29 protein-coding genes are annotated in these 25,187 nt (G+C 41.7%); all 29 read left to right on the forward strand.

Features of this window, described 5'->3' with window-relative positions:
- The first annotated feature begins 17 nt into the window (after positions 1–17).
- Positions 18–812, forward strand: a complete 795-nt coding sequence (gene flgG / locus NST65_RS07775) for a flagellar basal body rod protein FlgG (RefSeq protein ID WP_034281786.1) — start codon at positions 18–20, stop codon at positions 810–812.
- 37 nt (positions 813–849) lie between these two features.
- Positions 850–1,065, forward strand: a complete 216-nt coding sequence (locus NST65_RS07780) for a flagellar FlbD family protein (RefSeq protein WP_008344794.1) — start codon at positions 850–852, stop codon at positions 1,063–1,065.
- Positions 1,062–1,490 carry a flagellar basal body-associated protein FliL gene (fliL, locus tag NST65_RS07785; RefSeq protein WP_111927358.1) on the forward strand — a complete coding sequence of 143 codons (429 nt, stop codon included), beginning with the start codon at positions 1,062–1,064 and terminating at the stop codon, positions 1,488–1,490. Before NST65_RS07780 ends, fliL begins: the two co-directional genes overlap by 4 nt.
- A 32-nt stretch (positions 1,491–1,522) precedes the next feature.
- Entirely contained in the window at positions 1,523–2,521 is a 999-nt protein-coding gene (gene fliM, locus NST65_RS07790) for a flagellar motor switch protein FliM (protein ID WP_024424167.1), read from the forward strand.
- Positions 2,511–3,632, forward strand: coding sequence for a flagellar motor switch phosphatase FliY (gene fliY / locus NST65_RS07795; RefSeq protein WP_111927360.1), 1,122 nt, complete (start codon positions 2,511–2,513; stop codon positions 3,630–3,632). The genes fliM and fliY overlap by 11 nt, the downstream gene beginning before the upstream one ends.
- A 27-nt stretch (positions 3,633–3,659) precedes the next feature.
- Positions 3,660–4,022, forward strand: coding sequence for a response regulator (locus NST65_RS07800; protein WP_007499584.1), 363 nt, complete (start codon positions 3,660–3,662; stop codon positions 4,020–4,022).
- Positions 4,023–4,079: 57 nt separating this feature from the next.
- Positions 4,080–4,700, forward strand: coding sequence for a flagella biosynthesis regulatory protein FliZ (gene fliZ, locus NST65_RS07805; protein WP_231293995.1), 621 nt, complete (start codon positions 4,080–4,082; stop codon positions 4,698–4,700).
- On the forward strand, positions 4,693–5,358 hold the full coding sequence (gene fliP / locus NST65_RS07810; RefSeq protein WP_008354479.1) for a flagellar type III secretion system pore protein FliP: 666 nt from the start codon (positions 4,693–4,695) through the stop codon (positions 5,356–5,358). Before fliZ ends, fliP begins: the two co-directional genes overlap by 8 nt.
- Before the next feature lie 16 nt (positions 5,359–5,374).
- The gene (gene fliQ / locus NST65_RS07815; protein ID WP_003211206.1) at positions 5,375–5,644 is read left to right on the forward strand and encodes a flagellar biosynthesis protein FliQ; all 270 of its coding nucleotides are present in this window, start codon (positions 5,375–5,377) and stop codon (positions 5,642–5,644) included.
- A 6-nt stretch (positions 5,645–5,650) separates the two neighbouring features.
- Positions 5,651–6,430: a flagellar biosynthetic protein FliR gene (gene fliR / locus NST65_RS07820; RefSeq protein WP_024426982.1), complete on the forward strand. Its 780-nt coding sequence runs from the start codon at positions 5,651–5,653 to the stop codon at positions 6,428–6,430.
- A complete protein-coding gene (gene flhB / locus NST65_RS07825; RefSeq protein ID WP_029707677.1) occupies positions 6,427–7,515 on the forward strand; it encodes a flagellar biosynthesis protein FlhB in 1,089 nt (362 codons plus the stop codon). The genes fliR and flhB overlap by 4 nt, the downstream gene beginning before the upstream one ends.
- 29 nt (positions 7,516–7,544) lie before the next feature.
- Positions 7,545–9,578: a flagellar biosynthesis protein FlhA gene (gene flhA / locus NST65_RS07830; protein ID WP_034281791.1), complete on the forward strand. Its 2,034-nt coding sequence runs from the start codon at positions 7,545–7,547 to the stop codon at positions 9,576–9,578.
- Positions 9,578–10,696 (forward strand): flagellar biosynthesis protein FlhF, encoded by a 1,119-nt coding sequence (flhF, locus tag NST65_RS07835; protein ID WP_342489350.1) that lies wholly within the window; start codon positions 9,578–9,580, stop codon positions 10,694–10,696. The genes flhA and flhF overlap by 1 nt, the downstream gene beginning before the upstream one ends.
- Positions 10,690–11,595, forward strand: a complete 906-nt coding sequence (locus NST65_RS07840) for a MinD/ParA family protein (RefSeq protein ID WP_125586781.1) — start codon at positions 10,690–10,692, stop codon at positions 11,593–11,595. Before flhF ends, NST65_RS07840 begins: the two co-directional genes overlap by 7 nt.
- Complete coding sequence (locus NST65_RS07845) at positions 11,592–12,665, forward strand: chemotaxis response regulator protein-glutamate methylesterase (RefSeq protein ID WP_163115147.1); 1,074 nt, start codon at positions 11,592–11,594, stop codon at positions 12,663–12,665. The genes NST65_RS07840 and NST65_RS07845 overlap by 4 nt, the downstream gene beginning before the upstream one ends.
- A gap of 5 nt (positions 12,666–12,670) precedes the next feature.
- Positions 12,671–14,698 carry a chemotaxis protein CheA gene (locus NST65_RS07850; protein ID WP_024424158.1) on the forward strand — a complete coding sequence of 676 codons (2,028 nt, stop codon included), beginning with the start codon at positions 12,671–12,673 and terminating at the stop codon, positions 14,696–14,698.
- Positions 14,699–14,722: 24 nt separating this feature from the next.
- Complete coding sequence (locus NST65_RS07855; protein ID WP_024424157.1) at positions 14,723–15,184, forward strand: chemotaxis protein CheW; 462 nt, start codon at positions 14,723–14,725, stop codon at positions 15,182–15,184.
- Between the two features lie 12 nt (positions 15,185–15,196).
- Positions 15,197–15,823, forward strand: coding sequence for a chemotaxis protein CheC (locus NST65_RS07860; protein ID WP_342489351.1), 627 nt, complete (start codon positions 15,197–15,199; stop codon positions 15,821–15,823).
- A complete protein-coding gene (locus tag NST65_RS07865) occupies positions 15,823–16,323 on the forward strand; it encodes a chemotaxis protein CheD (protein WP_342489352.1) in 501 nt (166 codons plus the stop codon). The genes NST65_RS07860 and NST65_RS07865 overlap by 1 nt, the downstream gene beginning before the upstream one ends.
- 24 nt (positions 16,324–16,347) lie before the next feature.
- Positions 16,348–17,115 carry a FliA/WhiG family RNA polymerase sigma factor gene (locus tag NST65_RS07870; protein WP_024424154.1) on the forward strand — a complete coding sequence of 256 codons (768 nt, stop codon included), beginning with the start codon at positions 16,348–16,350 and terminating at the stop codon, positions 17,113–17,115.
- Between the two features lie 21 nt (positions 17,116–17,136).
- A complete protein-coding gene (locus NST65_RS07875) occupies positions 17,137–17,676 on the forward strand; it encodes a hypothetical protein (RefSeq protein ID WP_024424153.1) in 540 nt (179 codons plus the stop codon).
- A 155-nt stretch (positions 17,677–17,831) separates the two neighbouring features.
- On the forward strand, positions 17,832–18,566 hold the full coding sequence (rpsB, locus tag NST65_RS07880; protein ID WP_024426991.1) for a 30S ribosomal protein S2: 735 nt from the start codon (positions 17,832–17,834) through the stop codon (positions 18,564–18,566).
- A gap of 91 nt (positions 18,567–18,657) precedes the next feature.
- The gene (gene tsf / locus NST65_RS07885) at positions 18,658–19,539 is read left to right on the forward strand and encodes a translation elongation factor Ts (RefSeq protein ID WP_326483443.1); all 882 of its coding nucleotides are present in this window, start codon (positions 18,658–18,660) and stop codon (positions 19,537–19,539) included.
- Positions 19,540–19,673: 134 nt separating this feature from the next.
- Positions 19,674–20,396: a UMP kinase gene (gene pyrH, locus NST65_RS07890; protein ID WP_008344767.1), complete on the forward strand. Its 723-nt coding sequence runs from the start codon at positions 19,674–19,676 to the stop codon at positions 20,394–20,396.
- A gap of 1 nt (position 20,397) precedes the next feature.
- Positions 20,398–20,955, forward strand: a complete 558-nt coding sequence (frr, locus tag NST65_RS07895; RefSeq protein WP_024424150.1) for a ribosome recycling factor — start codon at positions 20,398–20,400, stop codon at positions 20,953–20,955.
- Positions 20,956–21,085: 130 nt separating this feature from the next.
- Positions 21,086–21,868 (forward strand): isoprenyl transferase, encoded by a 783-nt coding sequence (locus tag NST65_RS07900; protein ID WP_034281803.1) that lies wholly within the window; start codon positions 21,086–21,088, stop codon positions 21,866–21,868.
- Positions 21,869–21,880: 12 nt separating this feature from the next.
- Positions 21,881–22,675, forward strand: a complete 795-nt coding sequence (locus tag NST65_RS07905; protein WP_024424148.1) for a phosphatidate cytidylyltransferase — start codon at positions 21,881–21,883, stop codon at positions 22,673–22,675.
- 39 nt (positions 22,676–22,714) lie between these two features.
- Positions 22,715–23,866, forward strand: a complete 1,152-nt coding sequence (gene dxr / locus NST65_RS07910; RefSeq protein WP_326483442.1) for a 1-deoxy-D-xylulose-5-phosphate reductoisomerase — start codon at positions 22,715–22,717, stop codon at positions 23,864–23,866.
- A gap of 6 nt (positions 23,867–23,872) precedes the next feature.
- Positions 23,873–25,138: an RIP metalloprotease RseP gene (gene rseP / locus NST65_RS07915; protein WP_087975441.1), complete on the forward strand. Its 1,266-nt coding sequence runs from the start codon at positions 23,873–23,875 to the stop codon at positions 25,136–25,138.
- The last annotated feature ends 49 nt before the right edge of the window (positions 25,139–25,187 follow it).

Here is a 25,187-nt window from a genome sequence, read left to right on the forward strand (position 1 = left end):
TTCGAGGAGGAAAATAAATGTTACGCTCACTTTACTCAGGAATTAGCGGAATGAAAAACTTCCAATCAAAATTAGATGTGGTAGCCAACAACGTAGCCAACGTCAATACACACGGATACAAAAAAAGCCGTATCACGTTTAAAGATATGGTCAGCCAAACCATTTCAAGCTCAGGTGGACCAACGAACAACTCTGGTTCAATCAACTCAAAACAAATTGGTTTAGGATCATCTTTATCTTCTATTGATAAAATCATGAAATCAGGTTCTTCTCAAAATACAGACGAACCATTTGATTTCTATATTAATGGAGATGGATTTTTCCGTATTCAAAAGCAAGGTGAAATCCTATTTACAAGAACAGGGAACTTCAAACCTGATTCAAATGGGGATTTGGCAACACCTGATGGAAACTATCTACTTGGCATGGATGGGCAAAGAATCAACATTCCAAGCGACAATGTGTCAAGTGTCAGTGTTGGGCCAGATGGGACCGTTTCTGTTGTTGAGAACAACGTTTCTCGTACTGTTGGGCAAGTATCACTTGTGTCATTCAGTAATGCAGGAGGATTAGACAAAGTTGGGGATAACCTATACCGCCAAACGCTCAGTTCCGGTGCGCCAAGTAATGCCATTGCTCCTGGAAGTCAAGGAACAGGTGAACTTCAAACAGGGAAACTTGAAATGTCAAACGTTGATTTAACAGACGAGTTTACCGAAATGATTATCGCGCAGCGTGGATTCCAATCGAATGCAAAGACGATTACAACATCTGATGAAATTCTGCAAGAGCTTGTGAATCTGAAACGATAGGAGGTAGGGGGAGCGGATGCTCGCTTCTCTGCTTAATATGATTGAAGTGACAAGATTAAATGGCAAAGGATTTATGCTGAACGCTCTCCATATCGAGCAAATCGAAAGTTTTCCAGACACGACCATTACTTTGGCCAATGGAAAGAAATTCGTTGTGAAAGAAGATGAAGAGCAGCTTCAAGAGAAAATCATTTCTTTCTACAGAAAAATCCAAGTCATTTCATTGAATCAAGGAATAGAGGAGTTTGAATGAAGAAGAAATTAGTCGTAGTAATGCTAATCATGGTTATTGCCATCGTCGGAATTGGAGCAGGCATCTTTTTTCTGCTGAATGGATCAGACGAAGCAAAAGCTGAAAAAGAGCCAACAGCAGATGAAGTCGTAAAAGCTTCTGTTGAAATTCCTGAGATTATCACCAATTTAAAGTCTGAAGGAAATGCTGTCAAACTTGTCCTGAATATTGAAACGGACTCTGAAAAAGCAAAATCAGAGCTTGAGAAAAGAAGTTTCCAGGTAAAAGATGCTGTAATCGACATTTTATCAGACACGAATGCAGATGAACTTGATGGCAAAAAAGGCAGAGAACATTTTAAAACACAAGTCAAAAACAAAGTGAATAACTATTTGCAAGATGGCAAGGTGAAAGAAGTATATATAACCTCCTTTAATCTGCAATAGAGGCGATTAATTAACGCGATGGAGGTGAAGAAATGTCAGGAGAAGTGCTTTCCCAGAATGAGATCGACGCATTATTATCCGCCATCTCAACAGGCGAAATGGATGCAGAAGAGCTGAAAAAAGAGGAAACGACGAAAAAAGTGAAGGTGTATGACTTTAAACGTGCACTGCGCTTTTCAAAAGACCAGATTCGAAGTTTAACAAGGATTCATGATAACTTCGCTAGACTGCTCACCACGCATTTTTCAGCGCAGCTAAGATCATATATTCAAATTACTGTCAGCTCGGTTGACCAAGTACCATACGAAGAATTTATTCGTTCGATTCCTAATATGACATTATTAAACTTATTTTATGTCAGCCCGCTTGAAGGAAGAATCATGCTTGAAGTAAACCCAACAATCGGCTATGCGATGATGGACAGGCTGATGGGCGGGATTGGCATTAGTCATAATAAGACAGAATCACTTACAGAAATTGAAACAAAGATTATCTCAAACATGTTTGAGGGAGCTTTGGAAAATTACAGAGAAGCGTGGCAGTCCATAACCGACATCGAGCCTGAAATGGCAGATTTCGAGGTAAATCCCCAGTTTGTTCAAATGGTGTCACCAAACGAAACAGTTGTCGTCATTTCTCTTAATACACAGATTGGCGAGGTAAGCGGGGTTATTAACCTATGTATTCCTCACGTTGTATTAGAGCCTATTATTCCGAAGCTGTCTGTACACTACTGGATGCAGTCTGAACGAAATGAACCAAAACAGCAAGAAACAAAGGCCATTGAAAAACGGATTATGAAGGCAAAAATACCGGTAGTCGCAGAGCTGGGACAATCGGAAATGACGGTGGAAGAGTTTTTGAATTTGGAAATTGGTGATTGTATTGCCTTGGACAAACCAGTAAATGCGCCTCTTACTGTTATGGTCGGAAATAAACCGAAATTCTTGGGACAGGCCGGCCGCGTGAATCGGAAACAGGCGATTCAAATTCTAGATCACGACATAAGAGGTGAAGAAGATGGAGAATAACGGAAGTAAATTATCACAAGACGAAATCGATGCGCTCCTTAAAGGAGGCAGCAATGACGATATAGAGCCTGATACAGTCCTTTCTGCAATGGAGCAAGATGCTATTGGAGAAATCGGAAATATTTCATTCGGCAGCTCTGCAACAGCACTTTCAACCCTATTAAATCAAAAAGTGGAGATTACAACTCCAACTGTTACAGTGATTCAAAAAAGTATGCTGAATGAGGAATTTCCTCATCCGTATGTTGCTATTGAAGTGAATTATACGGAAGGCTTCAGCGCAAGTAACCTGCTTGTCGTCCAGCAAACAGATGCAGCAGTTATTGCGGACTTAATGATGGGCGGAGACGGGACAAATGCTGACCCTTCTTTAAGCGAAATTCACTTAAGTGCAGTACAAGAAGCAATGAACCAAATGATGGGTTCTGCTGCGACATCCATGTCGACTGTCTTTAATAAAAAGATTGATATTTCTCCGCCGCGCGTCGAATTACTTGATGTGAAAGAAGGAGAAGGGACAGACCGCATTCCAGCTGAAGAAATGCTTGTCAAAGTATCCTTCAGATTAAAAATAGGTGAACTCATCGATTCAAATATTATGCAGCTTTATCCTATTACATTTGCGAAGGATTTAATCGCAGAATTAACAGATCCTGCGCAAGAAGAAGAGCCGGTTCAAGAAGAAGTGAGTGCACCTGAACCTCAGCCGGCAGCTCCGCAAACGCAGTCTGCCCCAGCGCAGCAAGCAGCACCGCCGAAAAGACAGGCGAAGCCAAAGCCGGCAGCACCTGTAAATGTGGCGCCAGTTGAATTTGAATCGTTCAGTGAGCCTCAGCATACAACAAACCAGCTTGGAAACCTTGACATGCTGATGGACATTCCGCTTTCCATTACGGTGGAACTTGGAAGAACTCAGCGCAGTGTAAAAGAAGTTCTTGAGCTTTCAGCAGGAAGTATCATTGAACTGGACAAACTTGCTGGTGAGCCAGTAGACATCCTAGTTAACAAACGAATCGTCGCCAAAGGGGAAGTCGTTGTCATTGATGAGAACTTTGGTGTTCGTGTGACTGACATTTTAAGCCAGTCAGAAAGACTTTCTAATTTAAAATAAACAAACATACAGGGAGAGAATAAGTAAATGGCTACTAAGGTATTAATCGTAGATGATGCAGCATTCATGAGAATGATGATCAAGGATATTCTTGTAAAAAACGGATTTGATGTAGTAGGAGAAGCAGAAAACGGCGCACAAGCAGTTGAAAAATATAAGGAAACATCTCCTGATCTTGTCACAATGGATATCACAATGCCAGAAATGGACGGAATCACTGCACTAAAAGAAATTAAACAAATCGATGCTTCTGCAAAAATCATCATGTGTTCTGCAATGGGGCAGCAGTCAATGGTTATTGACGCGATCCAAGCAGGTGCAAAAGACTTTATCGTGAAGCCATTCCAGGCAGACCGCGTACTTGAAGCAATTAATAAAACGTTAGGCTAAAAAAGGGTGTAAGATTTGTTGAAAAAACGTTTGATATGTATAGCAATGATCAGTTTTATGCTTTTCTTGACGATGCAGCCTGCCTCACTGTTTGCCGAAACGAAAGATCCTGAGAATGGCACAGTGAATGACTGGCTCAAAGGTGAGAAAGAAAGCAAAAAGGATACAGAGAAGAAAACCACTGACAATCAAACGAATCCGGCAGAAGAAGTTCCCTCTTCTTCTGTCTCCATTATGGATTTTGTCAAAATGATTGGTGCCTTACTTTTTGTCATCCTGCTTATTTATGGTTTAGTGAGATTTGTTGGTAAGCAAAACCGCTTACTCAAACCATTTCGCTATGTTGAAAATATCGGCGGAACGACAGTCGGACAAAACCGTTCAGTCCAGCTGATCAAAGTGGGAAAACGAGTATTAGTTGTCGGCGTAGCAGACTCAATCCAGCTGCTAAAAGAAATTGATGATGAACAAGAATGTGAAGCGATCGTGAAACAATATGAAGAAGCGATGGAAAGCAAAACCGATTTACCAAAAATGGTTCAAAAATTCACATCGCAGATAAAGAAACATGATCAGCCGACCACTTCTTCTTTTTCAGCCAATTTAAAGGCGCAGCTAGCCGAATTGAAAAAGACCCAATCAGAAGTCAGAAAGAAAGGCCCGAAACAAAATGAATGAGTTTATTGATTTATTTAATTCCAGCGGTGCAGGAAACATCAGCACATCTGTCCGTCTTCTTTTACTTTTAACAGTATTTTCGGTTGCACCGGGCATTCTCATTTTAATGACGTGTTTTACACGGATTGTAATTGTTCTTTCATTCGTCAGAACATCACTTGCAACCAACTCAATGCCGCCAAACCAAGTGCTTGTTGGACTTGCGTTGTTTCTCACATTTTTTATCATGGCACCCACGTTCTCACAGATTAATAAAGAGGCGCTGACGCCGCTTTTAAATGATGACATCACGTTAAATCAGGCGTATGAAAAAGCCGAAGTGCCTATTAAAGAGTTTATGAGTAAACATACAAGACAAAAAGATTTGGCTTTATTTCTTAGCTACGCAAAAATGGATACACCTGAATCGATTAAAGATATTCCTTTAACGGCGATGGTTCCCGCTTTTGCCATTTCAGAATTAAAGACGGCATTTCAAATTGGTTTTATGATCTTTATTCCATTTTTAATTATTGACATGGTGGTCGCAAGTGTTCTGATGTCAATGGGGATGATGATGCTTCCGCCGGTTATGATATCGCTCCCTTTCAAAATATTGTTATTTGTTTTAGTCGATGGATGGTATTTGATCGTTAAATCTTTGCTGCAAAGCTTTTAGAGTAGGTGCTTAAAACATGAGTTCAGAATTTGTCATTACGATGGCTGAAAGATCAGTGTATGTGGTATTGCTTGTGAGTGGGCCGCTTCTAGCGCTTGCGCTCATTGTGGGACTGATTGTCAGTGTGTTTCAGGCGACAACCCAAATTCAAGAACAGACGCTTGCGTTTATTCCTAAGATTGTTGCAGTACTCATTGGACTTGTTGTGTTTGGTCCATGGATGCTTTCAACAATCGTGTCCTTTACGACAGAGCTGTTCTCGAATTTAGATCGATTTGCAGGTTAATAAGCGATGTCAATTATAGAATTATTCCCTGCTTTTCTTTTAGTTTTTATTCGGATCACCGCTTTTTTTGTGACAGTACCGCTTTTAGCGCATAGAACGATCCCGGCTGTACACAGAGTTGGATTCTCACTGTTTTTAGCTGTCATTAGTTTTAGCACCATAAAAGAACCGCCAGCACTCGACATAGACGGTCTTTATATGATGCTTGCGGTGAAAGAAGCAATGGTCGGACTTCTGCTTGGGCTGATTGCATACATCATGGTGTCCGCTGTTCAAATTGCCGGCTCATTCATTGATTTTCAAATGGGTTTTGCGATTGCCAATATTATTGATCCGCAAACAGGGGCGCAGACGCCGCTGATGGGACAGTTTTTTTATACGGTCACATTGCTGTTGATGCTGGCAACAAACGCACATCACCTGCTGCTTGATGGAATCTATTACAGCTTTCAATACATTGCAGTTGATCAATACGCATTGAATTTCGGCAGTGAATCCTTTGCTTACTTTATCGCAAAGAGCTTCAACCAAATGTTTATCATCGCCTTTCAAATCTCGGCACCTGTCGTGGCAAGTCTGTTTTTAGTCGATTTGGCGCTGGGGATTGTGGCACGTACAGTTCCGCAAATGAACGTATTTGTGGTTGGACTTCCTATTAAAATGGGTGTGAGTTTTATTATGATCATCATCTGTATGGGCGTCATCTTCGGTGTTGTCCAAAATACATTTGAAACGATTGTACTCACCATGAGGAATTTCTTAGCATTGGTCGGTGGTTCGTCATGATGACAAGGCTTAGACTAGACTTGCAATTTTTCGCAGGTGAAAAAACAGAAAAAGCAACGCCGAAAAAAAGGCGGGATTCACGTAAAAAAGGACAGGTTGCCAAAAGCACCGACGTCAATACAGCCATCTCATTTCTATTAATCTTTTTATCATTCTTTTTTATTGGGCCTTTTATGAAAGAGCGGATTATCGCGCTCATAGAACGTTTTTATTCAACAACCATGCTAATGAAGGTTAGCACATCTAATATTCATCAATTATTCTTGGAATTGCTTCAGGAAACAGGGCTCCTCCTCATGCCAATCCTTGGTGTTGGTATGCTGGCGGGCATTATCAGTAACTATTTACAAGTCGGCTTTCTCTTTTCACCAGAAGTGATCAAACCGAAATTAGAAAAGCTTGACCCAATCAAAGGGTTTAAACGGATATACAGTATTCGAGCCCTCGTAGAGCTATTAAAATCCATTTTGAAAATTGGCTTTGTAGGCTTTGCGACATTTATTGCTCTTTGGATGCACTTTGACGAAATTCTGCGGCTTCCTTTATTAACAGCAGAGGAAACCCTTCATTTCGTTGCAAATATGACCTTAATTATGGGGCTGTATGCTGCTGGTGCTCTTCTGATTTTAGCAGGGCTTGATTATATGTATCAGAAATTTGATTATGAAAAAAACTTGCGGATGTCCAAACAAGACATCAAAGATGAGTATAAAAAATCAGAGGGTGATCCGCTCATCAAATCAAAGATTAAACAGCGTCAGCGGGAAATGGCCATGAGACGGATGATGCAGGAAGTCCCTAAAGCGGACGTCATCATTACAAACCCAACCCACTATGCCATTGCTTTAAAGTATGATGAAGAAAAAATGGACGCGCCCTTTGTTGTGGCAAAAGGAACGGATATTTTGGCTTTAAAAATTAGAACGATTGCGAAAGAGCACGATATCATGACCGTAGAAAACCGGCCGCTCGCCCGCGCGCTCTATGATCAGGTCGACATCGACCAAGCGGTACCGGAAGAATACTTTAAGGCCATCGCAGAAATTTTAGCTTACGTCTATAAAACGAAACAAAAGATTTTATGAATTTTTGGTTTTAAAAGGAGAGAACAGGCATGTCAGCAAGAGATTTATCTGTTTTATTCAGTGTTATTTTAATTGTGGCGATGCTGGTCATACCGTTTCCGCCAATGCTATTAAGTATTTTAATCATTATTAATATTTCTCTTGCGCTTATCGTGCTTCTCACCACAATGAACATGCAAGAACCACTGCAATTTTCAATTTTTCCATCATTGCTTTTGCTCTTAACGCTGTTTCGTTTAGGGCTTAACATCTCTACAACACGTTCTATTCTTTCAACAGGAGATGCTGGAAAGGTTGTAGAAACGTTCGGTTCATTTGTTGTTGGAGGAAATATCCTCGTTGGTCTCGTTGTTTTCCTTATCCTGATTATCATTCAGTTTATCGTTATCACAAAAGGGGCAGAGCGTGTATCAGAGGTTGCGGCAAGATTTACTCTCGATGCGATGCCAGGTAAACAAATGAGTATTGACGCAGATTTAAATGCAGGTATGCTGACAGAAAGTGAAGCAAGAAACCGCCGTGAAAAAGTAGCGAGAGAAGCAGACTTTTATGGAGCGATGGATGGTGCAAGTAAGTTCGTTAAAGGGGACGCCATCGCAGGTATTATCATCGTCATTATTAATATTATTTTTGGAATCATTATTGGGATGCTTCAGCAAGGAATGTCGATTCAAGAATCAGCTTCCCACTTTACGCTATTAACGGTAGGAGACGGGATTGTTTCACAAATTCCTGCACTTCTCATTTCAACAGCAACAGGGATTGTCGTCACAAGGGCTGCTTCTAATGGGAACCTTGGTTCAGATATCACTGAACAACTGTTTGCATTCCCTGCTATGCTTTACGTCACAGCAGGCACGATCTTCCTTCTTGGGCTGTTTACGCCAATCGGCGTACTTTTGACAGGACCGATCGCAGGTTTACTTGCCCTCGGCGCATACTTGATGTCGAAAAACAAACAAGACCAAGAAGAAATTGAAGAGGTACTGGAGGAACAGGCAGAGGTAGAAGAGATGAAAAGTCCAGAAAGTGTCATTCATCTCCTGCAAATGGATGCCATTGAATTTGAATTTGGCTACGGCCTCATCCCGCTCGCTGATGCAAACCAGGGCGGTGACCTGTTAGACCGAATTGTGATGATCCGAAGGCAGCTTGCCCTCGAACTTGGTCTTGTCATTCCAGTCGTCCGGATCAGGGACAATATTGCACTGAACCCAAATGAATACCGGTTGAAAATTAAAGGGAACGAAGTAGCAAAAGGTGAGCTGCTGCTTGATCACTACTTAGCGATGTCCCCAACGCCTGATGATGATCCGATTGAAGGAATTGAAACAATCGAACCATCCTTTGGCCTGCCGGCTAAATGGATATCAGAAGCAGAAAAAGATCAGGCTGAGATGCTAGGCTATACGGTTGTGGACCCAGCGTCTGTTGTCTCTACTCACATCACAGAGAAGATTAGACAAAACACACACGAGCTGCTCGGACGCCAAGAAACGAAGCAATTAATCGATCATCTGAAAGAAAGTTATCCTGTCTTAGTGGATGAGGTAACACCAAATCCGCTGGCAGTCGGTGATATTCAAAAAGTACTGGCGAAGCTGCTGAAAGAAAAGGTCTCTATCCGAAACCTTGTCACCATTTTTGAGACGCTTGCAGACTACGGAAAATTAACGACTGATACAGATTTATTAACAGAGTATGTTAGACAGGCGCTTGCAAGACAGATCACCGCACAGTATGCAAGAGAAAATGAATCACTTAAAGTTGTGACATGCTCAGGCCGAGTAGAAAAGGTGATTGCAGACAGCGTTCAGCAGACAGAGCATGGAAACTACTTATCGTTAGATCCAGAATCCTCTGAAAGTGTGATTCAATCAGTGGCGAGAGAAATTGAACAGCTTTCGCTTCGGCAGGAAACGCCGGTTCTATTATGCTCACCTCCTATAAGAATGTACGTTAAGCAGTTGTTAGAAAGATATTTCCCAGATTTACCGGTACTATCTTATAACGAACTAGAAGCGAATGTGGAAGTACAGAGCATCGGAGTGGTGGATATCTAATGAAAATGAAAAAAATTACAGCAAATTCTATGCAGGAGGCAACGATTCAAATCAGGCAGCAGCTTGGGAAAGATGCCGTTATTTTAAATTCTAAAACCGTTGTCAAACGCAAACTGTTCGGTTTGAAGAAACAGCAAATGGTCGAAGTGATTGCAGTGCTGGATCAAGATTTCGAGGAAAGAGCTGGTAAAGGGTTAAACCCTGCGCCGCCTCTTCCAGTATTACCAAAAAAGGAACAAGTTCAAAAGCTGCCCGAAGAGCCTTCATTTGCTCCCAAGGCGGCGAAACCAGCGCCTTCTCATCCCCAGTCTTTAGAATATGTAAGGAATGAACGGCATGCGGGTATTCTGCCTGATCCTCTCATAGCAATCGATCAAAAGCTAAAGGATCAAGGACTTGATGATGCCATACGAGACGAATGCCTGAAGGGTCTTTTAACAAAGGGTGCGGTTAAAGAAAATCACATAAAAAAAGAACTTGAACAACTGCTGACAGATATGCTTCCAGCTAAAACCTCTGATGAGCCGATGATTTCTTCAAAATACATTGTTTTGTTCGGTTCCACTGGAGCTGGTAAAACGACAACGATTGCAAAGCTGGCTGCTAAAACGGCCATTCAGCAGCAAAAGAAAATCGCTTTTATTACAACCGATACGTACCGGATTGCAGCGATCGAACAGCTGAAAACATATGCTGAACTGCTGAATGCACCGCTTGAGGTTTGTTATTCAAGAGAGGATTTTGTAAAAGCCCAAGAGACCTTTAAAGAGTATGATCATATCTTCATCGATACAGCAGGTCGTAACTTTAAAGAAGAAGCGTATATCAAAGAGCTGACCGACATTATTCCATTTGATGAGAGCATTCAAAGTTTTCTCGTGATGAGTGCTACATCGAAGTATCAAGACATGAAAGCCATGGTCAAACGCTTTGAACACGTTCCAATCAATCAATTCATTTTTACAAAAGTAGATGAAACGGACACGATGGGAACCATTTTTCAAATCATTGCTGACTCTCAAATCAAACTTGGTTTTTTAACAAATGGTCAAAATGTGCCTGAGGATATTCTTGAAGGCTCGCCTCTTGAACTAACAAGGATGGTTTTACAATCATGAAACCCGACCAAGCAGAAGGGTTAAGAAAACTAGTTCAGCAGAGTCAAATGATCACACCGGCTCCTCCTAACGTCAGCGGACAGGCCAAAACCATTGCCGTCATGAGCGGTAAAGGCGGGGTAGGTAAATCGAATTTGACCCTGAATATGGCACTGTCTATCGCAAGTACAGAGAGAAGAGTGTTAGTGATTGATCTTGATTTTGGGATGGGGAATATTGATATTTTACTAGGGAAAACATCGACTAGTTCTATATTAGATGTTCTCGTTAGAAAAAAATCCTTCCAAGCAGCCATGACAAAAGGAACGGATAACCTATATTACATTTCTGGCGGAAGCGGGCTTGAACAGCTGTTTTCTTTAGATAAAGATCAATGGTCGTTCTTTTTGGAAGAGATGGAAAGAATGATGCAGGACTTCGATTGTATTTTCTTCGATATGGGAGCCGGCTTGTCAAAAGATCAGCTGCCTTTTGTCTTATCGGCAGGAGAAGTCGTCGTTGTGACTACGCCAGAGCCAACATCCATCATGGATGCCTACAGCGCGATTAAACACTTAGCCATTCATCAGTTTGAACGGTCTGTGCAAATCATTGTTAACCGGTGCAAAACGCCGTCAGAAGGGTCTGAAACCTACCGGAAATTAGCAGGAGTGGTCACATCTTTTCTTCACAGAAAACTTGTATTTGCTGGCGCTGTGCCTGATGATCCTGCGGTTCCTAAAGCAGTATCAGAACAAATTCCATTTTATATGAAGCAGCCTCATTCAAGGCTGAGTAAAACCATTAAGATGCTGGCAGAAACACTATATCATCAGCAGATAAGAGAGGCACGGAGAGAACAGCATACGTTTATAGATAAGTTGTCCTCTTTTTTTAAAAGGAGGAAGGTGGACTCATGATTAGAGTGCTAGTAGTAGATGACTCGGCCTTTATGAGAAAGCTCATTAGTGATTTTCTAAGTGCCGAGCAAGAAATAGAAGTCGTCGGAACGGCGCGAAATGGGGAAGATGCCTTAAAACGGATCAAGGAACTGAATCCAGATGTTGTCACATTAGATGTGGAAATGCCTGTTTTAAATGGAACAGAAGCATTAAAACAAATTCTGGCTGAACACGACCTTGCCGTGATTATGGTGTCAAGCCAGACAAAGCAAGGAAAAGATTTAACCATCCATTGCTTAGAACTCGGTGCTTTTGACTTTGTGACAAAGCCTTCGGGAAGTATTTCGCTCGATTTGCACAAAGTGAGGGGGCAAATTGTAGAACGGGTACTTGCAGCAGGAATGTCAAGGAAACGCACTGAAGAGAAGGTGTCTCCTAAGCCGGTGATAAAGCCGCCAAGTCCAGTGGCTTCACCCCGGCTGCAACCAGTAAAAGGCAGCTCACTCCGAAAGATTATTACTATCGGAACATCTACAGGAGGACCAAGGGCACTTCAACGAGTCGTAACGAAACTGCCTAAGGACATCGAGGCACCTATATTGATTGTGCAGCATATGCCAGCAGGATTCACGGCATCACTTGCTACTAGGTTAGATCATTTATCACAAATTACGATTAAAGAAGCGCAAGATGGAGACATCGCGAAAAATGGAGTGGCTTACATAGCTCCTGGTGGAATGAATATGTCACTTCATGACCAAGGGGGCTCACTTGTTATCAGGCTGTCCCCTGAAGACACGGAAAGCCGGCACAAGCCATCTGTTAACTATTTATTTGAATCCATCAGCAGCATAAAAGGTTACGAGAAAATCGCTGTCATTATGACAGGTATGGGCAGTGACGGTACTGAAGGTGTCAAAAAAATGGTCGCAAGCGGTCATACAAAAGTCATTGCAGAAAAAGAAGAATCATGTGTTGTTTTCGGAATGCCTAAATCAGTCATTAAAGCAGGCCTTGCACATGAAACAAGGCATGTGGATGACATCGCACATGCAATTATAAGCTCCATGAAAAAAGAGAGGGCGTGAACACGTTGGATGTAAACCAATACTTAGATATCTTTTTAGATGAAAGCAGAGAACACTTACAAACTTGTAATGAAAAACTTCTTGATTTAGAAAAGAACCCAACCGACTTGCAGCTAGTGAATGATATATTCAGAGCGGCTCATACATTGAAAGGCATGAGTGCAACGATGGGCTTTGATGATATGGCTCACTTAACGCATCATTTAGAAAACATGTTTGATGCTATCCGTAATGAACAAATGATTGTCACTCCTGAGTCAATGGATACGATGTTCGAAGCACTCGATCATCTTGAAGCAATGGTTCAATCGATTGCAGAAGGAGGAGACGGGAAACGTGATGTCACAGAGATTAGTAAAAAGCTAGATGTGACAGGAAGCCATGCTGAGGCAGCTTCTAGCGTTGAAACAGCAGATGCATCAGCTGCTGCTAATGACTTAGATTATAACGAATTTGAACGAACAGTTCTTGATGAAGCGAGAGAGCAAGGCTTCAAATGCTATGAACTCAACGTGACATTAAGTGAAGCGTGCTTACTAAAAGCCGTTCGTGTCTATATGATTTTTGAAAGATTAAATGAAGCAGGCGAGGTTGTCAAAACCGTTCCAAATGCAGAACTGTTAGAATCAGAAGATTTTGAATCTGAATTCAGCATTTCTTATCTTTCTAAACAGCCGATGGACGAAGTACAGAAAATCGTTACGGCGATCTCAGAGGTTGAGAAGGTTGAGATCTCTGAAGTCTCCGCATTTGAAGAAGCAGCTCCAGCTGAAAAACAAGAGGCGCAGCCTGAACAGAAAAAAGAAGAAGTATCCGTTCCTGCTGCGAAAGCGCCAGCAAATGATGCGCCAAAAGCAAATGGCAATAACGGTGCAGCTGCCGGCGGAACGAAAACAATTCGTGTCAACATCGACCGTCTTGATTCTCTTATGAATCTATTTGAAGAACTTGTGATTGATAGAGGCCGATTAGAACAGATTGCGAAAGAACTAGAAAATAACGAACTCACAGACACAGTCGAAAGAATGACTCGTATTTCTGGAGACCTGCAATCAATCATCCTGAACATGAGAATGGTACCTGTGGAAACTGTCTTTAACAGATTCCCGCGTATGATTCGTCAATTGACGAAAGAGCTTAATAAGAAAATTGAGCTTATTATTGAGGGTGCTGAGACGGAGCTTGATCGAACAGTGATCGACGAGATTGGTGATCCGCTCTTGCACTTACTCAGAAACAGTCTAGATCACGGGATTGAATCACCAGAAGAACGTGTGAAAAAAGGCAAGCCGGAAAAAGGTACGGTTCTATTAAAAGCGTACCATAGCGGAAACCATGTCTTCATTGAAGTAGAAGATGATGGCGGCGGGATTAACCGTAAAAAGGTGCTTGAAAAAGCATTAGAGCGCGGGGTTATCACAGAAAGAGAAGCAGAAACACTTGAAGATCATCAAATTGATTCATTGATCTTTGCAGCAGGATTCTCTACAGCTGATACGATTTCTGACATCTCAGGCCGCGGTGTAGGTCTTGACGTTGTGAAAAACAAGCTGGAATCACTTGGCGGATCTGTAAGCATTAACTCAACAGAAGGACAAGGTTCACTATTTTCGATCCAGCTTCCGCTTACATTATCGATTATTTCCGTTCTTCTTGTAAAACTAGAAGAGGAAACATTTGCGATTCCGATTTCTTCTATTATTGAAACGGCTGTCATTAAGAAAAGTGACATCCTGCAAACGCATGATCGTGAAGTGATTGATTTCCGCGGATTTATCGTACCGGTCGTGTACTTGAAGAAACAATTCCACGTACCAAATGCGAATGAATTAGAGGAAGAACTGCACATCATTGTTGTTCGTAAAGGAGACAAGCTGACAGCATTTGTGGTCGATTCATTTATTGGTCAGCAAGAGGTTGTATTGAAATCACTAGGAGATTATCTGCCAAACGTATTTGCGATATCCGGCGCAACGATCCTAGGTGACGGTCAAGTTGCACTCATCGTTGACTGTAATGCACTGATCAAGTAAAAAACAATAGAGGAGCGGTCTGAAATGAGTACAGATATCAAAACTGGCGAAAAGATGATTGTGTTTATCGTAAACAAAAAAGAATACGCCATTTCAGTATCAGAAGTAAAGTCCATTGAAAAATGGCAGCAGCCGACAAGAGTTCCTGGCGTTGCCCCTTATATATGCGGTGTTATTAATTTACGCGGTGTTGTGACACCTGTCATTGACCTGAGAGTCAGACTTGGTTCTACTGACAACGAAATTACAGATGAAACAAGAATGATCATTGTACAAGTTGGTGACATTGAAGTCGGCTGGATTGTTGATGAAGCAAATGATGTCATAACCGTCCATCAGGAAGAAGTAGAATCTTCTCCTGAATCAGCTGAAAAAGAAGGACAGTCATGGGTGACAGGTATCATTAAGCATGATCAGCGTCTTTTCAATATCATTCATGCCGGTGCTGTCCTCGACAAGAGCGTTCAAGGTGCACCTGTTCATTAAGGGGGATGTGAAATGAGCATTTTCAACGAAATTAAAGATGAACAGCTAGATATTTTAGGAGAGGTTGGGAATATCGGGGCAGGCCACGCAGCGTCTGCTCTTGCCAACCTATTGGATCGAAAAATCGATATGGCTGTTCCTTTTGTCAAGGTTCTCTCGTTTGAAGATTTAATGGATTTCTTTGGCGGTGCAGACCTTCCTGTTGCAAGTATTTTCCTGCGAATGGAAGGGGATTTAACCGGCTCAATCTTTTTCATTATGCCGTTTGAGCAAGCAGAGCAATTTGTAAGAGAGCTTGTCCAGGATCCGGCATTTGATATTGATACGATTCATGAACATGAGATGGGGACTTCAGCACTTCATGAACTTGGAAATATTTTAGCGGGTTCTTATTTATCAGCCCTTGCCGATTTAACCAAATTGCAGCTTTACCCAAGTGTTCCAGATGTCACGCTCGATATGTTCGGGGCTGTCATTAGTGAAGGGTTGATACAATTCAGTCCTCTTGGGGATCAGGCGATTGTGATTGATACATCTATTTTTGATGATCAAAATAAGCAAGAGCTGAAAGGAAATATGTTTCTATTACCAGACTTTGAATCATTCGAAAAACTATTCAAAGCATTAGGTAACCTATAATGAACGTGCAAATTCCGGCAGTTGTAAAGGTTGGTATTGCGGATGTTCAGCTTGTTAAATCACCGGACCGCATTCGGACATCCGGTCTTGGTTCCTGCGTAGGGCTTGTCTTGTTTGATCAAGACAAAAAGCTGGCAGGCCTTGTCCATGTTATGCTTCCAGATTCCTCTCTTTCAAAAGGGGCGGTGGAGAACTTGGCTAAATATGCAGATACAGGTGTCAAGCATACAATTGATCTGCTCGTAAAAGCAGGCGCACGCAAACATGCGCTAAAGGCAAAACTTGCTGGCGGGGCGGAAATGTTTAAGTTTAAGTCAACCAATGATCTAATGAGAATTGGACCTAGAAACGTTTCAGCTGTAAAAGAACATCTGTCTCTTCATCATATCCCGATTATTAGTGAGGATACAGGCGGAAACAGTGGCCGCACGATCGAATTCGATCCGCTTACGGCAGAGCTTGAGATCCGTACTGTGAAGCAAGGCATTATGAAGATATAACTAAGGAAGTATAGGGGGATAAAGATGCAATCCTTAAATTACGAAGATCAGGCGCTATGGGCTAGATGGAAAGAGTGGAAAGACCCAGCTGCTGGAGATGATCTTATGCGCCGCTATATGCCGCTCGTCACATATCATGTTGGAAGAATTTCCATCGGTCTCCCGAAGTCAGTGCATAAAGAAGACTTGATCAGTCTAGGGATGCTCGGTTTATATGATGCCCTTGAAAAATTTGATCCCGGAAGAGATCTGAAGTTTGATACATATGCATCCTTCAGAATCCGCGGGGCCATTATCGACGGTCTTCGTAAAGAGGACTGGCTGCCTCGTACATCAAGAGAAAAAACAAAAAAAGTAGAAGCAGCTATTGAAAAGCTTGAACAGCGTTATTTGCGTAATGTGACGCCGACAGAGGTGGCTGAGGAACTCGGCATGAGTGAACAGGATGTCGTCACAACGATGAATGAAGGATTCTTTGCAAATCTGCTCTCAATCGATGAGAAGCTGCATGATCAAGAAGACGGAGAGAACGTCCAAGTCATGATTCGCGACGAGAAGTCTGTGACTCCAGAAGAGAAAATGCTGAAAGATGAATTAATTGAACAGCTTTCTGAAAAAATCACAGAGCTTTCAGAAAAAGAAAAGCTTGTGATCAGTCTTTTCTATAAAGAAGAACTGACATTAACGGAAATCGGTCAAGTGCTCAATTTATCTACTTCGCGCATTTCGCAAATTCATTCAAAGGCCTTGTTCAAGCTTAAGCATCTGCTTGATAAAGCCATTCAATCTTAAAGAGTTAGTGAGTGAAAAAATATGTTATGGCTGATTAGCTTCATGCTTCATGCTGCACTTATTTATTTTGTGATTATTTTATATACGAGAATGAATTCGCTGAAGGCAACAGAACAAAAGCAGCGAGAACTTCTAGAAGAAACGGAAAATACCCTGGCTGCATTTTTGATGGAGGTCAAAGAAGAGAATGACAAACTATCAAAAGTGGCAGCCGCTTCCCCTGATTTTTCTGCTGAAGAGCTGAAATCGGATCTTCAGACACCAAAGCAGCCACAACCACCAATTGAATCCCAGCAATCGGTCGAAAGTGAAGATCCCGTACCAGAGCACCTGTCGGCTCTCCTTAGCGAAGTTGAGGTGCAGGAAGAGAAGGTAAACGAACCCGTTCCACAACTTGAAACAGAGGCTTCTCTGCCTTCTAAAAGTGAAATAGAAGAAACATTCGAGGACCAAGTGAAGACCCTATATGATGAAGGGCGGTCACTAGAAGAAATAGCGAAAGAAATGAAAACTGGCAAGACAGAAATCGAGCTTTTATTAAAATTTAGCGGAAAGCTGTAAAGGATTCTTGATTGTCAGTCCATCATGTGTTATATTATTTCTTGGTGTTAAATACACACGCTTAATGATTCGTATGAAGGTGCTGCCGTGGCGCAGTTTTATGTGAACATGACTTAAGCGGAGGAAAAAAAACCATTATATTAGGAGGCAACAAAATGTCAGTTATTTCTATGAAACAATTGCTAGAAGCTGGTGTTCACTTCGGTCACCAAACTCGCCGTTGGAACCCAAAAATGAAGCGTTACATCTTTACAGAGCGTAACGGTATCTACATCATCGACCTTCAAAAAACGGTGAAAAAAGTAGAAGAAGCTTACAACTTCACGAAAAACCTTGCTGCTGACGGAGGAAAAATCCTTTTCGTTGGTACGAAAAAGCAAGCACAAGATTCAGTGAAAGAAGAAGCAATCCGTTCTGGTATGTTCTATGTGAACCAACGCTGGCTTGGTGGAACTTTAACAAACTTTGAAACAATCCAAAAACGTATTAAACGTTTAAAAGATATTGAAAAAATGCAAGAAAACGGTACGTTCGAAGTTCTTCCTAAGAAAGAAGTCGTTCAACTGAAAAAAGAATTAGAGCGTCTTGAAAAATTCCTAGGCGGAATCAAAGACATGAAGAGTCTTCCGGATGCACTTTTCATTATCGACCCTCGTAAAGAGCGTATTGCAGTTGCAGAAGCTCGTAAATTGAATATCCCAATCATCGGTATCGTTGACACAAACTGTGATCCAGACGAAATTGATGTTGTGATCCCTGCAAACGATGATGCAATCCGTGCTGTAAAACTTCTAACTGCTAAAATGGCAGATGCGATTCTTGAGTCTAAACAAGGCGAAGAAGAAGCTGTTGTAGAAGAAACGACAGAAACTGAAACAACAACTGCGTAACCTATTCAAAAGGTGATAAGAGGGAAATGCCTTTTATCACCTTTTTTTCACCTAGTAATCCGTGTTTTAACATAGAAGGAGGAAATGTAAAATGGCAATTACTGCTCAATTAGTTAAAGAACTGCGTCAAAAAACTGGTGCAGGTATGATGGACTGTAAAAAAGCGTTAACAGAAACTGATGGTGACATCGAGAAAGCAATCGACCTTCTAAGAGAAAAAGGAATCGCAAAAGCTGCGAAAAAAGCAGACCGTATTGCGGCAGAAGGATTAACTCTTATCAAAACTGACGGCAACACAGGCGTGATCCTAGAAGTGAACTCTGAGACTGATTTCGTTGCGAAAAACGAAGGATTCCAAGCACTTCTTAACGAACTTGCTGATCATTTGCTTGCTGCTAAACCTGCAACAATTGAAGAAGCTCATGCTTCTAAAATGGAAAACGGTTCTACAGTTGAAGAGCATATCACATCTGCAATTGCGAAAATCGGAGAGAAAATCACTCTACGCCGTTTCTCTGTTATCACAAAAGAAGATAATGCTGCATTCGGTTCTTACCTGCACATGGGCGGACGTATCGGTGTGTTAGCTGTTCTTAATGGAACAACTGACGAAGAGCTTGCAAGAGACATCGCAATGCACGTTGCAGCTGTAAACCCTAAATACATTTCTCGTGACCAAGTGTCAGAAGAAGAAGCAAACCGTGAGCGTGAAGTATTAACACAGCAAGCGCTTCAAGAAGGAAAGCCTGAAAACATCGTAGCTAAAATGGTAGAAGGCCGTCTAAACAAATTCTTCGAAGAAATTTGCTTACTTGACCAAGCGTTCGTTAAAAACCCAGATGAAAAAGTGAAACAAGTTGTAGCTACGAAAAACGCAACTGTTCAAACTTATGTTCGCTATGAAGTGGGCGAAGGTATCGAAAAACGTCAAGACAACTTTGCTGAAGAAGTTATGAGCCAAGTGAAAAAATAATGTTTGAAAAGCTCTCTGGGGCTTTTTTAGGGAGCACAAGCACTGTGTTCCCTATTTTTTAGAGGATATTGATTTACAAAAGACAGTTTCTTACGCATAATAAGAGACGGTATAGTTTACACTTGGAGGTTATCATGAGCAAACCGAAATATAATCGCATTGTACTGAAGCTAAGTGGCGAAGCACTAGCGGGTGATGCTGGAAATGGAATTAACCCAACTGTCATTCAATCAATTGCAAAGCAAGTAAAAGAAATTGCAGAGCTCGATGTTGAAGTTGCAGTCGTTGTAGGCGGAGGAAACCTTTGGCGCGGAAAGACAGGCAGTGATCTAGGAATGGACCGTGCAACAGCAGACTACATGGGGATGCTGGCAACAGTGATGAACTCACTGGCGTTACAGGACAGCCTAGAAACGCTTGGCATTCAGTCTAGAGTGCAAACCTCTATCGAAATGAGACAGGTTGCAGAACCATACATAAGAAGAAAAGCGATCCGTCATCTTGAAAAGAAACGTGTCGTCATTTTTGCTGCAGGAACAGGAAACCCTTATTTCTCTACAGATACTACGGCAGCACTTCGTGCAGCAGAAATTGAAGCAGATGTCATTTTAATGGCGAAAAATAATGTAGATGGTGTCTACAGTGCTGATCCTCGTACAGATGCGGATGCAGTAAAATATGATAAGCTTTCATACCTTGATGTACTTAAAGAAGGGCTTGCTGTAATGGATTCTACTGCGTCCTCATTATGTATGGACAATGACATTCCATTAATCGTCTTCTCCATTATGGAAGAAGGAAATATTAAACGTGCCGTAAACGGCGAATCAATCGGAACGATCGTGAGGGGGAAATAACGTGTCAAAAGAAGTGTTGAACCAAACGAAAGAAAAAATGGAAAAAGCCGTACAAGCCTACGGACGTGAGCTTGCAACTGTTCGTGCTGGCCGTGCAAATGCTTCACTGCTTGATAAAGTGACAGTGGATTATTACGGTGCACAAACACCGCTTAACCAAATTGCGTCGATCACAGTGCCAGAAGCACGTATGCTGATTATCACACCTTACGATAAAACAGCAATCGGTGATATCGAAAAAGCGATCCAAAAGTCTGACCTTGGCATCACGCCAACAAGTGACGGAAATGTGATCCGCATTGCGATTCCTGCGCTGACAGAAGAAAGACGTAAAGAGCTTGTGAAAGTCGTGAAAAAATACTCAGAAGAAGCAAAAGTAGCTGTTCGTAACGTGCGTCGTGATGCAAACGATGATTTGAAAAAGCTTGAGAAAAATGGGGAGATCACTGAAGATGAATTAAGATCATCGACAGAGGATGTTCAAAAATTGACAGATGAATATGTCGCTAAAATTGATGACGTGACGAAAGATAAAGAAAAAGAAATCATGGAAGTTTAAGAAAAAACTATGTACAATAGATAATAGTGAAAAGACCCTCTTCATGTTTACAGGGGGTTTTTTTGTTAATACTGTTGATGACTATATTATTTAGCGGGAACGCAACCTTTTTGGGTGATGGAGGAATCTCATGCTCAATATACTCAAAAATTGGAAGAATCAGCAAACAGCAGCTTCCAACTTAGAAAGCCTGACAAAAGAAGACATATTAAATGGAGAAATTCCTGAACATATCGCCATTATCATGGATGGGAACGGAAGATGGGCGAAAAAACGTGCTCTTCCACGGGTAGCAGGTCATCATGAAGGAATGAAAGTCGTCAAGCGCATGACAAAGCTTGCAAATGAGCTGAATGTCAAAGTGCTGACTTTGTATGCTTTCTCTACGGAAAATTGGAAACGTCCAAAATTAGAAGTAGACTTTTTAATGAAACTTCCTGAAGAATTTTTAAACATCTACCTGCCTGAACTCATCGAAGAAAATGTCCGTGTGCGTTTAACAGGTGATCCAGACGGCCTCCCGCAGCATACGAAAAAAGCGGTAGAGAACGCAGTAAAGAGTACGGCGAACAACGACGGACTCATTTTGAACTTTGCGCTCAACTATGGTGGGCGCACAGAAATCGTCTCCGCATGCAGACAAATTTCTGAAAAGGTCAAAGAAGGTAAGCTTCGAGCAGAAGACATCACAGAAGAGATGTTTTCAGCTTATTTAATGACAGAATCTCTTCAAGATCCGGATTTGCTCATTCGCACGAGTGGAGAAATTAGATTAAGCAACTTTATGCTTTGGCAAATTGCGTACAGCGAGTTTGTCTTTACGGATGTGCTTTGGCCTGACTTTTCTGATGAGCACCTTATAGGCGCTATCGGGGAGTACCAGCGCCGCGGCCGGAGGTTCGGTGGAATTTAGAGGGTGGTGCAGATGAAACAAAGAATTTTGACGGGTGTTTTGGCAGCTGCAGTCTTTTTGCTAGCAGTTATATATGGACAGATGCCATTTACCCTGCTGATTTATTTAATGGGAAGTGTCGCTCTCTTTGAGCTTTTAAGAATGAAAAAGATCTCGATTTTCAGCTTTCCTGGTATTGTCAGCTTAATATTGCTTTGGCTTTTAATGGGCGGAGACAACAGCTTCTTCCCAAACGTGGACGCATCAAAAATGCAGATTGCTTTATTTGCAGTCTTAATACTTTTAACTTATACAGTTTTGAGCAAAAACTCTTTCACATTCGATGAGGTTGCTTTTGTTGTATTAGCCACATTATATATTGGCGTTAGTTTCTATTATTTTATCCAAATTAGAGGCTTATATGGCATGAGTGCGATCTTCTTCGCAGCAGTGATTATTTGGTCTACTGACTCAGGAGCCTATTTTATTGGGAAATCTATGGGGAAACGAAAGCTTTGGCCAGAAATCAGCCCAAACAAAACAGTAGAAGGATTTATCGGCGGAATCGTCACAGCGGTCGTGTTGTCACTTGTGTTTCAGGCGGTTACAGGATTTTTGCCATCATATCTGCTTGTGATGTTTATTACTCTTTTACTCAGTATCTTTGGACAGCTAGGCGACCTTGTGGAATCTGCTTTAAAGCGTCATTATCACGTGAAGGATTCAGGGACAATTCTCCCTGGCCATGGCGGGATTTTGGACAGGTTTGACAGCTTTTTATTCGTTCTGCCGTTTTTATACTTACTGCTCGCAACGTTTGCCAGCTAACCTCATAGAAACTTATTGAACGAGAGAAGGAGTGGCAATTTGAAATATATTTCGCTATTAGGCGCAACAGGATCAATTGGAGAACAAACGTTAGATGTGATCAGTCAGCACCCGGACAAGTTTAAGCTGAAAGCCATGACATTTGGCAGAAATATAGCAAAGGCGATTCCGATCATTGAGCGCTTTCAGCCTGAATTCGTCGGCTGTGTAGACGAAGAAACCTATCACATGCTAAAAAATCATTCATTTGCATACGATGTGAAGCTGGCTGCTGGTGATGAAGCCAACATCGAGGCAGCGACCTATGATGCAGTGGACGTAGTGGTCAATGCACTTGTAGGGAGTGTTGGACTTGTTCCAACATTAAAGGCCATTGAACAAAAAAAGACGATTGCTCTCGCAAATAAGGAAACACTTGTGACGGCTGGTCATATAGTAAAAGAGTACGCTAAAACATATGATGTACCTTTACTTCCTGTCGATAGTGAGCATTCCGCTATTTTTCAATGCCTGCAAGGTGAACAAGCTAAAAATATTGAACGCTTAATCGTGACAGCTTCAGGTGGTAGTTTCCGAGATAAAAAACGAACTGAACTTGAAGGTGTTACGGTTGAAGAAGCGCTGAACCACCCGAACTGGTCGATGGGAGCGAAAATCACCATTGATTCAGCGACGATGATGAATAAAGGGCTCGAGGTGATCGAGGCACATTGGTTGTTTGATATCCCTTATGAACAAATTGATGTGCTGCTACATAAAGAGAGCATTATCCATTCGATGGTGGAATTTCACGACAAAAGCGTCATTGCTCAGTTAGGGACACCTGACATGAGAGTGCCTATTCAATATGCACTCACATACCCTGACAGGGCGCCGTTACAAGAAGCGAAATCATTGAACCTTTGGGAGATTGGACAATTGAATTTCCAAAAAGCGGATTTTGACAGGTATCGCTGCTTACATTTTGCTTATGAATCAGGTAAAATAGGAGGGACAATGCCTGCTGTACTTAATGCAGCAAATGAAATGGCAGTCGATGCATTTCTGAAAGGCAAAGTAACGTTCCTGCAAATTGAAGAATTGATTGAAAAGGCACTAATCAGACATCATGTGATTTCAACGCCTAGTTTGCAAGATATCCATGAAGTGGACAAAGATACACGAGACTTTGTTCAATCAATCCTCACATAAGGTGGTATGTTCGTGAATACAGTGATTGCGTTTATTATTATTTTTGGAACGCTCGTTTTTTTCCACGAGCTTGGCCATTTAATTATGGCGCAGCGCGCGGGGATTTTATGCCGCGAGTTCGCAATTGGTTTTGGGCCGAAGATTTTCTCCTTTAAACGAAAAGAAACCGTTTATACCATTAGACTTCTCCCTATTGGCGGATTTGTTAAAATGGCTGGAGAGGACCCTGAAGTTATCGAAATTAAACCAGGTCATACAGTGGGGCTCTTATTCAATGAGCAAAATGAAGTAGAAAAGATCATTTTAAATGATAAAGAAAAATATCCTGATGCACTTGTCATCGAAGTTGAGCAGATTGATTTAGATCATGCTATGAGAATCTCGGGATATGAAGCTGGAAATGAAGATATTCTGACTGGCTACAATGTCAGTCAAACAAGCTTCTATATTGCAGATGGTGAAGAAATTCAAATTGCACCATACAATCGTCAATTTGGTTCAAAAACAGTTTGGCAGCGAATTAAAGCCATCGCAGCTGGACCGATTATGAACTTTATCCTGGCGTATGTGATTTTGGTTGCTTTAGGTTTTATTCAAGGGGTTACCGTTGATGATCCTGTACTCGGTAAGCTGACGAAAGACGGCCGGGCGGCTGAGGCTGGACTCATGCAGGGAGATCACATCGTGTCCATTAACGGCGAGAAAATGAATTCTTGGACAGACGTCGTTCAAACAGTTCAAAAGAACCCTGAGAAAAAAATGAATGTCGTCATTGACCGAGACGGCAAAGAAAGTACTGTGCAGGTTGTACCAGAAGCTGTAAAAGCAGATGGGAAAAGCATTGGCCGTTTCGGATCATATCCGCCAACGGAAAATGGATTTTTGAAAGTTATTTCATCTTCTGGAACAACTGTCATTTCAACGGCAGGTCTGATCTTAACGAACTTGCAAAAAATTGTCACAGGACAATTTTCACTAGACATGTTAGCAGGTCCTGTTGGAATTTATGACATGACAGGAGAAGTAGCCAAACAAGGTGTGTTAACATTAATGCAGTTTGCGGCGTTCCTCAGTATCAACCTAGGCATCGTGAATTTGTTACCGATTCCTGCATTAGACGGAGGACGTTTACTATTCTTATTTGTTGAAGCCATTCGCGGTAAACCAATTAATCGTGAGAAGGAAGCACTTGTTGTCTTTATCGGTGTTGCTTTCCTCATGCTGTTAATGTTAGTGGTAACGTGGAATGACATTCAGCGGTTATTTTTATAAAAACCATTCTCTCTTGTTTCTCATTCCGGGAAACAAGAGTTTTTGTGAG

This window comes from Bacillus sp. FSL P4-0248 (genome assembly GCF_038593305.1).
GTDB classification, from domain to species: domain Bacteria; phylum Bacillota; class Bacilli; order Bacillales; family Bacillaceae; genus Bacillus; species Bacillus safensis.

What these genes read in the sequence shown, in the direction of transcription:
- flgG (WP_034281786.1), top strand. Translation starts at nt 18, where the DNA reads ATGTTACGCTCACTTTACTCAGGAATTAGCGGAATGAAAAACTTCCAA.
- NST65_RS07845 (WP_163115147.1), top strand. Translation starts at nt 11,592, where the DNA reads ATGATTAGAGTGCTAGTAGTAGATGACTCGGCCTTTATGAGAAAGCTC.
- fliQ (WP_003211206.1), top strand. Translation starts at nt 5,375, where the DNA reads ATGAGTTCAGAATTTGTCATTACGATGGCTGAAAGATCAGTGTATGTG.
- fliY (WP_111927360.1), top strand. Translation starts at nt 2,511, where the DNA reads ATGGAGAATAACGGAAGTAAATTATCACAAGACGAAATCGATGCGCTC.
- NST65_RS07865 (WP_342489352.1), top strand. Translation starts at nt 15,823, where the DNA reads ATGAACGTGCAAATTCCGGCAGTTGTAAAGGTTGGTATTGCGGATGTT.
- pyrH (WP_008344767.1), top strand. Translation starts at nt 19,674, where the DNA reads ATGAGCAAACCGAAATATAATCGCATTGTACTGAAGCTAAGTGGCGAA.
- NST65_RS07855 (WP_024424157.1), top strand. Translation starts at nt 14,723, where the DNA reads ATGAGTACAGATATCAAAACTGGCGAAAAGATGATTGTGTTTATCGTA.
- NST65_RS07860 (WP_342489351.1), top strand. Translation starts at nt 15,197, where the DNA reads ATGAGCATTTTCAACGAAATTAAAGATGAACAGCTAGATATTTTAGGA.
- fliM (WP_024424167.1), top strand. Translation starts at nt 1,523, where the DNA reads ATGTCAGGAGAAGTGCTTTCCCAGAATGAGATCGACGCATTATTATCC.
- NST65_RS07875 (WP_024424153.1), top strand. Translation starts at nt 17,137, where the DNA reads ATGTTATGGCTGATTAGCTTCATGCTTCATGCTGCACTTATTTATTTT.
- flhF (WP_342489350.1), top strand. Translation starts at nt 9,578, where the DNA reads ATGAAAATGAAAAAAATTACAGCAAATTCTATGCAGGAGGCAACGATT.
- NST65_RS07800 (WP_007499584.1), top strand. Translation starts at nt 3,660, where the DNA reads ATGGCTACTAAGGTATTAATCGTAGATGATGCAGCATTCATGAGAATG.
- fliZ (WP_231293995.1), top strand. Translation starts at nt 4,080, where the DNA reads ATGCTTTTCTTGACGATGCAGCCTGCCTCACTGTTTGCCGAAACGAAA.
- NST65_RS07905 (WP_024424148.1), top strand. Translation starts at nt 21,881, where the DNA reads ATGAAACAAAGAATTTTGACGGGTGTTTTGGCAGCTGCAGTCTTTTTG.
- NST65_RS07870 (WP_024424154.1), top strand. Translation starts at nt 16,348, where the DNA reads ATGCAATCCTTAAATTACGAAGATCAGGCGCTATGGGCTAGATGGAAA.
- rseP (WP_087975441.1), top strand. Translation starts at nt 23,873, where the DNA reads ATGTTCGTGAATACAGTGATTGCGTTTATTATTATTTTTGGAACGCTC.
- fliL (WP_111927358.1), top strand. Translation starts at nt 1,062, where the DNA reads ATGAAGAAGAAATTAGTCGTAGTAATGCTAATCATGGTTATTGCCATC.
- flhA (WP_034281791.1), top strand. Translation starts at nt 7,545, where the DNA reads ATGTCAGCAAGAGATTTATCTGTTTTATTCAGTGTTATTTTAATTGTG.
- NST65_RS07900 (WP_034281803.1), top strand. Translation starts at nt 21,086, where the DNA reads ATGCTCAATATACTCAAAAATTGGAAGAATCAGCAAACAGCAGCTTCC.
- rpsB (WP_024426991.1), top strand. Translation starts at nt 17,832, where the DNA reads ATGTCAGTTATTTCTATGAAACAATTGCTAGAAGCTGGTGTTCACTTC.
- fliR (WP_024426982.1), top strand. Translation starts at nt 5,651, where the DNA reads ATGTCAATTATAGAATTATTCCCTGCTTTTCTTTTAGTTTTTATTCGG.
- tsf (WP_326483443.1), top strand. Translation starts at nt 18,658, where the DNA reads ATGGCAATTACTGCTCAATTAGTTAAAGAACTGCGTCAAAAAACTGGT.
- NST65_RS07780 (WP_008344794.1), top strand. Translation starts at nt 850, where the DNA reads ATGATTGAAGTGACAAGATTAAATGGCAAAGGATTTATGCTGAACGCT.
- flhB (WP_029707677.1), top strand. Translation starts at nt 6,427, where the DNA reads ATGATGACAAGGCTTAGACTAGACTTGCAATTTTTCGCAGGTGAAAAA.
- fliP (WP_008354479.1), top strand. Translation starts at nt 4,693, where the DNA reads ATGAATGAGTTTATTGATTTATTTAATTCCAGCGGTGCAGGAAACATC.